This window comes from Candidatus Dechloromonas phosphoritropha, assembly GCA_016722705.1.
Classification (GTDB): Bacteria; Pseudomonadota; Gammaproteobacteria; order Burkholderiales; family Rhodocyclaceae; genus Azonexus; species Azonexus phosphoritrophus.
The window spans coordinates 2832514-2839299 of sequence record JADKGN010000004.1 but is presented as its reverse complement, the minus strand read 5'-3'; the positions used below and the strand labels follow the sequence as shown (position 1 = coordinate 2839299).

The following is a 6786-nucleotide window of genomic DNA, read 5'->3' as shown; positions in this document are numbered from 1 at the left end:
TGTCCGAGACCGGGGTCGCCGGTTTTCGCCCTGGCGGTTGCCGCTCATCGACTGGACTATAGTCGATCACCAGCACAGGCCGAGCTTTGCCTCCATGCTGGCGCGCCAGCCCGTCGCGCCAGGACGCGCAAGGTTGGCCGGGGGTCAGTCCACCGGTTTCATCGATATAGATGGGCGCTTCGTGCAGTTTTCCCAGCGCGAACGAGGACCGCGACCATTCGTCATCGGTCGGGCGTCCGCTGCGCACCCGATGCGAATCAGGGCGTCCGATCGACACCAGCATCCCGCATCCCGCCAGTTGCGTGCCCCCATTTCCATCGAGAATATTTCCACCGGCAGACCGAAGTCTCGACCGCCGGTTTTCGGCAATGTTCAGCGCAAAGGCGGTTTTTCCATCGACGGCCTTCCAGCGACGATGATCAGATCGCCCGATTACCGAAGCCGGATGTCATCGGTCAAGATCAACGTAGCCGGTGGGAACACCGGTGATATCCGACAGGTTGTCGCGGTCGATGCAGTTCCTGGATGCGTTCGACGACCTGGGTCAGCAAGGATTACAGTGTGGACGAAACCATCGCTGCTGACCGGCACCGGCTTCGGCAATGGCGAAGATCTTGGATTCCGCCTCGTCGAGCGGGGGTATCAGCATCCCGCCCAAGCGGGTTCGGCGCATCGGCGGCTTAATTTCGTCGGCCGTGGCGACCAGTTGGCGCAGGACAGCCGTTCGCGGACAATCGGCGTAACGCCTGATATTTTGCAGCCGAAGCAGCGTGTTCGCAGCAAGTTCTCCCAAGATAGGCCAGCCCACCGGTCTGATCGCCTTCGCCTGCGGCGTCGAGAGCTTCGGCGACCGACGACGTCCAGCCGGCCTCGACTTTCGAGCAGGTTGCGAATCTGCCGGAAGATACGCCGATGCTCGTCGCGATAGAAATCACTGTCGGTAGCCAGATCGCCCATCAGGTCCCAGGCCTGGTTTGTCGAGCAACAACCACCCGGGACCGGGCTGCTCCACGCCTCAATCAGGTGCGGTGGCACCCGCAACTGGGCAAGCGCAGAGTCGCCCAGCAGAAACACTGCCAGCAAGCGCTGATTCATGTGGCCAAGTTTAAATTAAAAGGCCCCGCGATTTGCGAGGCCTTTGGTCGCAATGGACAGCCTGGATTAGCCGGAAACCACTGCCACGGAGATGTTTGCCACCACGTCGGCGTGCACCACAACATCAAGCAGGAATTCGCCAATCGTCTTCAGTGGGCCCATCCGGCATACGGATGGCCGACTTGTCGACGTCAAAGCCGGCGAGCTTCAGGCGCCTCGGCAATATCGGCATTGCTGACCGACCCGAACAGACGGCCGTCCATGCCGGCCTACGGGCGAGGGAAACCGAGAGACCGGCCATCTTGTCGGCGATGCCTTGTGCCGCGCCCGCTTTTCGGCGGCAACCCGTTCCAGCTCCGCACGCCGGGCCTCGAACTCAGCCAGGGTAGCCGGCGTGGCACGCTTCGCCATGTGCTTAGGGATCAGGAAGTTGCGGGCGTAGCCGTCCCTGACCTTGACGATGTCGCCAAGGTTGCCGAGGTTGATTATCGTCTCGAGCAGAATGATTTGCATGTTTCGTCTCCCCGGGAATTATTGATGGTTGTCGGTGTAGGGCGGCAGTGCCAGAAACCGGGCACGCTTGATCGCGGTGCCCAACTGGCGCTGATAACCCGCCTTGGTGCCCGTCAGCCGTGCCGGCATGATCTTGGCGTTTTCCTGGATGTATTCTTTCAAGACATCCACATCCTTGTAGTCGATCTGTTCGACTTTTTCCGCCGTAAAACGGCAGAACTTGCGGCGCTTGAAGAGACCGCTACCGCGTTTTTTCTTGTCGTCTTCCTTCTTCTTGAAGAATCGAGCCATTTCATTTCCTTCCAAAAATTCGATTGAATTCACTGCAGCACAGGTGTCTTGCTGTTGCGGCTCCTGGCTACCAGAAAGCCAGTCACATTGACTGCCCGCCGATCGATACCGCCTGAAGCCAGCGGGCGGGTTCGCCCATAGCCACTACAGCAATTTCCACCTCGACCAAGCGCTCCGTACCGCTTTCGATCTGCGTCGACCCGTGTTTCAGCAATCCTTCACTGACCGGTACTCCTGCCGGGGTATAGCGCAGGGCTTTGCGCTCGACCAGCCTTCCCGAGGTTCGACGCGGTTCAGCCGTCTTTCCCGTACGAATTGCCGTCAGGCAACAGCCGCTTCGGCCGACTCCGCCGGAGTCGTGTCCCGAGCATCATTGACCTGGACTTCTCATCCTTCATCATCGGGGAGGGGAGTCGTCACCGCAGCCTTCATCTTGACGGTGAGATGGCGCAGGACGGCATCGTTGAACTTGAACGAGTGTTCGAGTTCGTTCAGCGTCTCGCCGTCGCACTCGATGTTCATCAGGACGTAGTGAGCCTTGTGGATTTTCTGGATCAGGTAGGCCAGCTGGCGCCGGCCCCAGTCTTCCAGACGATGAATCCTGCCGCTCTTGGCGGCAATGATGGCGCGATAGCGCTCAACCATGCCGGGCACCTGTTCGCTTTGGTCCGGATGGACGATAAAGCAGATTTCGTAATGACGCATGCAAACTCCTTCTGGGTTAAACCCCCGCCATGCGGATGCGGTGGGGCAAGGTTGAAAAGCCCACGATTATAACAACTATCGCAGGCTTTCACTCAAAACGGGGAATTTGTCCAGAAGCTGTCGTCGGCCATTTCCAGCGCCCTGGCGCGCCGCCGATGATGGATTCCGCTAGGCCGGCTGCCTGGGTCAGGCAATGATCGGCGAAGAAGCGGGTCGTCGCCAACTGGCTGACCAGAACGGGTCGTCGTCGCCGGCCGCGATTCGCGCCCGGGCGATTACCGCCGCCCGCCCCATCTGCCAACCGCCGGCAACGGTGCCGAACAGGTGGAGAAAGGGTACCGCCCCGGCATGAACCACCTTCGGATCACTGGCGAAATTAGCCACAATCCAGAAAACAGCCCTTTCCAGCGCGTCGACCGCGGCAAGCTGGCGGCCTCCGATCATTGCCAGATCACCGTCCAAACCGGCGGCAGCGGTGCGCATTTCGCGGATCACCGCGTTGATGGTGGCCCCCTGCTCCCGGGCAATCTTGCGACCGATCAGATCGTTGGCCTGGATTGCCGTCGTTCCTTCGTAGATCGTCGTGATACGGGCATCGCGCAGGTGTTGGGCAGCGCCGGTTTCCTCAACGTAGCCCATGCCCCCGTGCACCTGGACGCCTAGGGAAGCGATGTCGATCGAACTCTCGGTGCTCCAGCCCTTGACCACCGGAATCATCAGGTCGGCGAATGCATGCGCCTGAGCACGCGCGGCGCCATCCGGATTCTGGTGCGCATTGTCAAGCGCGGCTGCGGTGACGTAGGCCAGCGCCCGCATCGCCTCGATGCGGGCGCGCATCGACATCAGCATGCGACGGACATCAGGGTGACGGATGATCGCTACCTTGGGGCCGCCCCGGACTCCAACTTCGCCGCCCTGGACACGATCCCTGGCATAGCCCACGGCGCGCTGATACGCCCTTTCGGCATCGCCCAGTCCTTCCAGACCGACATTGAAGCGGGCGGCGTTCATCATGATGAACATGTATTCGAGGCCGCGATTCTCTTCGCCAACCAGCGTACCAATGGCACCGCCGTGGTCGCCGAAGGCCAACACCGCCGTCGGGCTGCCATGGATGCCAAGCTTGTGCTCTATCGAAACACGGTGAACGTCATTGCGCTCGCCCAGCTTGCCATCGGCCGTTAGCACAAACTTGGAGACGACGAACAGCGAGATGCCCTTGACGCCTTCCGGTGCATCGGGGTGCGCGCCAGCACGAGATGAACGATGTTTTCCGTCATGTCGTGCTCGCCGTAGGTGATGAAAATCTTCTGGCCGAAAATCCGGTAGGTGCCGTCGCCTACTGGCTCGGCACGACTGCGCACAGCCGCCAGATCGGAACCCGCGGACGGTTCGGTCAGGTTCATCGTTCCAGCCCATTCACCGGATACGAGGTTCGGCAGGTAAGCCGCCTTCTGTTCGTCGCTGCCAGCGATCATCAGCGCCTCGATGGCTCCCTGGGTCAGCATCGGACATAGCGAGAAAGCATGATTGGACGCCTTCCACATCTCGCTGACCGCGGTAGACAACAATCGCGGCAGTCCCTGCCCGCCGAAGTCCGGGTCGCAGCCAAGCGCGTTCCAGCCGTTGTCCTGAACTGCCGATAAGCCTCCTTGAACCCAGCCGGGGTAGTGACGATGGTATCCTTCCATCGGGCACCGTCCCTGTCGCCTACCTGATTGAGAGGAGAAAGAACTCCACCGGCAAACTTCGCGGCTTCTTCGAGAATTGCATCCACGACATCCGGTGTCGCTTCCTCGTAACCCGGCAAGGACACGATCTGGTCAAGACCGGCCAGATCCTGCATGACAAACCGGATGTCCTTCAATGGGGCCTGATACTCACTCATGATGGTGTGGACTCGCTTTCAATATTGTTTGACAATTCTTTCAACTCGACCAGAAACAGGATGTCGCTGATGACCGGCAAAGAGAAGCCCAGGCGCGTCCCGCCCCGGTTGTCGCGCAGCAGTTGATTCATGTATTCGATGACGCTGCCGTCGTTCCAGCGCATGAGAACCTGCTCCGTGATCGCCGGCATGCCCTCGATTCCTTCAATCTTGCCTTCGGCAAGCCGGTTGCCTGTGGCCACCGGCTCGGTATCGAGGATCACGTCAACCGGTCCCTCGCTCTCGGGCTCGACCGTCTGCTCCCACCTCTGCACCTCAACGTTGAAATTCTTGTTGAGGTCACGGGCAACCTTCTCGAATTCCTTGCGCATTCCCGCCATCCGGTAGACTTCCATAAGCCTGATCCATGGCTTGAGGGCTTCCTGCGGATTGCTGTCGATATACTCCTGAAGCGCCTGTGCCGCACCCTTCACACGCCCGAAAGAGAGCATTATTTCAGCCAGTTCCATGACCGGATTGGCCTCGAAATGCTCGTCGACCGTGGCTGCCGAGACCGACATGATCGAGTCCAGCCGCGACGGCGCTTCGGCACCGACATCGAGCTTCATCGGCATCCTCATGGCAGCGGACCCTACCGGCAGGTCAACGCCGCCCCGCTCCTCGCGCTCTTCCTTGCGTTGCGGGTCGACTTCGACATCCACAACATTGCCGTTCGCACCCCGATCATCGCGCTCCCGGGAATTCCTCCAGAACAGCCAGCCAGCAACGGCCACAAGCGCGCCAATCAGCGCCCCCGTAAAGGGTATTGTTCGAACCATCGGAACCTCCGCTGACAGGTGCTGCCGTGACGATCGCTTCAGGCGCCGGGACCGGCGTTACCGGCTTGACCTCGGGCTGAGCCGGTTGCCCCGCGGCCGGGGTAGCAGCCGCCAGTTCCAGTTTCTGCGTCAGCTCGGCCGCGCGCTGCTGCAAGTCGGCAACCGTGGCCTCCATGCTCTTGATCTTGTCGTCTGCCGGCGCCACGTCAGCCTCGGCGACCTGAACCTTCGCCGGCCCGGCCGGTTGACCGGTCACCGGGGCAGGCGCTGATAACGGACGGGTAATCGCTCGTTGCGGAGCCCCCGCAGTGCGAGCCGCTCCAGCCTGCCTTCGCGGCGCCGGCGTCGCCGCCGGCACCCTGCCCCGAGGCGACGTGTCCACAGCGCGGCCGATCGGTGGTGACGCAAAAACGACGTACTCCCGGACGATGTCATGCCCACATGAGACATTCACCACCACCGCAAACACGGGGTCCGCAAGCGGCACACCAGGACGAATCTCGAGTACCGGCGGATAGCCCCTGCGAACCGAGAGCGTCGCCTGCTTCAACCAGGGAAGATCATCGTCGCCGGCGGGCTTCGTGAGCCGGAAACAGCTGGAATCCAGCAAACCCGCCCCCGCACCCAGAATATCGACCTCGAAGCGCGGCTTGTCGCCCAGAGCCGCCTTCCCTCTGAGTTCCCCGAGGCCGATTGCCGCCGCCTCCCCCGCCAGCGCAATCATCGCTGCAATCAGGGAAGAACGGAATATGGAATTTTTCAATACTTTAGACCCCAATGACATGAATTTTTTCGAATTGTAGTACCTATTTGTTGGCGAGATAACTGGAATCGTCAAAAGTCACAACCCACTCCGGACGATAGATTACGAAGAGGGTCATCAACATGCCGCTGAGCCAGGCTTCCGAAAACCCGAGGAGGATAAAATACGGCAGATACTCGCTGGCCAGATGGTCCCAGGGGTAAGCGCCGGCCATCGCCAGCAGGCAAGTCGCCGCGATTCCCACGCCCAGCACCGTCAGGAACGAGCCAAGGAAGCCATTGATGAAGACATAGATGCAGAAGTGCCGTGGCAGGAAGCCCAAGACCAGCCTATGGACGGCTTGACTGATGGTCACCCCGACACCCGCCATCACGAGTGCGTTGATTGCAAAGGCCAAGTACCCGCCATCGCCATTCAGGGTGACACCCAGAAGGACCAGCGAAAGGCCGATGAACGCAAGATGTGGACCGAAGCTGAGGGTAAAGACCGTCGCTCCCAGAAGATGCAGCGACAGACCAGGCTTGACCCCTCCTTGAGACTCCACATCAGCGCCAGCAGCACGATCATGCCGAGCCACACGTTCAACTGCTCGGACTTCTTGAGCAGTGCCCACGGCGCCCTGAACAGACTGCGGGCGAAGAGTGGCAGCCAGACAGCCCAGGCAGCCCAGTACCAACCCTCGCCCAGCAAAGTATCAGGCAGATTCACTCGGC

The 6786-nt window shown here is 60.7% G+C and carries 5 protein-coding genes and 4 pseudogenes; all 9 read right to left on the bottom strand.

Annotation, left to right across the window (positions count from 1 at the left end; all coding sequences use genetic code 11):
- The coding region (locus IPP03_19535; protein ID MBL0354736.1) for a hypothetical protein at positions 1 to 433 on the bottom strand (433 nt) is incomplete at its 3' end.
- 209 nt (positions 434 to 642) lie between these two features.
- Positions 643 to 1083, bottom strand: a complete 441-nt coding sequence (locus tag IPP03_19530; GenBank protein ID MBL0354735.1) for a hypothetical protein — start codon at positions 1081 to 1083, stop codon at positions 643 to 645.
- A gap of 78 nt (positions 1084 to 1161) precedes the next feature.
- Positions 1162 to 1608, bottom strand: a pseudogene (locus IPP03_19525) (50S ribosomal protein L9).
- An 18-nt stretch (positions 1609 to 1626) separates the two neighbouring features.
- Positions 1627 to 1899 (bottom strand): 30S ribosomal protein S18, encoded by a 273-nt coding sequence (rpsR, locus tag IPP03_19520; GenBank protein MBL0354734.1) that lies wholly within the window; start codon positions 1897 to 1899, stop codon positions 1627 to 1629.
- A 321-nt stretch (positions 1900 to 2220) separates the two neighbouring features.
- A pseudogene (gene rpsF, locus IPP03_19515) lies at positions 2221 to 2604 on the bottom strand (30S ribosomal protein S6).
- Positions 2605 to 2692: 88 nt separating this feature from the next.
- A pseudogene (locus IPP03_19510) lies at positions 2693 to 4492 on the bottom strand (acyl-CoA dehydrogenase).
- Positions 4489 to 5193: a hypothetical protein gene (locus IPP03_19505; protein ID MBL0354733.1), complete on the bottom strand. Its 705-nt coding sequence runs from the start codon at positions 5191 to 5193 to the stop codon at positions 4489 to 4491. Before IPP03_19505 ends, IPP03_19510 begins: the two are co-directional and overlap by 4 nt.
- 22 nt (positions 5194 to 5215) lie before the next feature.
- Positions 5216 to 6073, bottom strand: a complete 858-nt coding sequence (locus tag IPP03_19500; GenBank protein MBL0354732.1) for a hypothetical protein — start codon at positions 6071 to 6073, stop codon at positions 5216 to 5218.
- 43 nt (positions 6074 to 6116) lie between these two features.
- A pseudogene (locus IPP03_19495) lies at positions 6117 to 6781 on the bottom strand (energy-coupling factor ABC transporter permease).
- Positions 6782 to 6786: the final 5 nt, after the last annotated feature.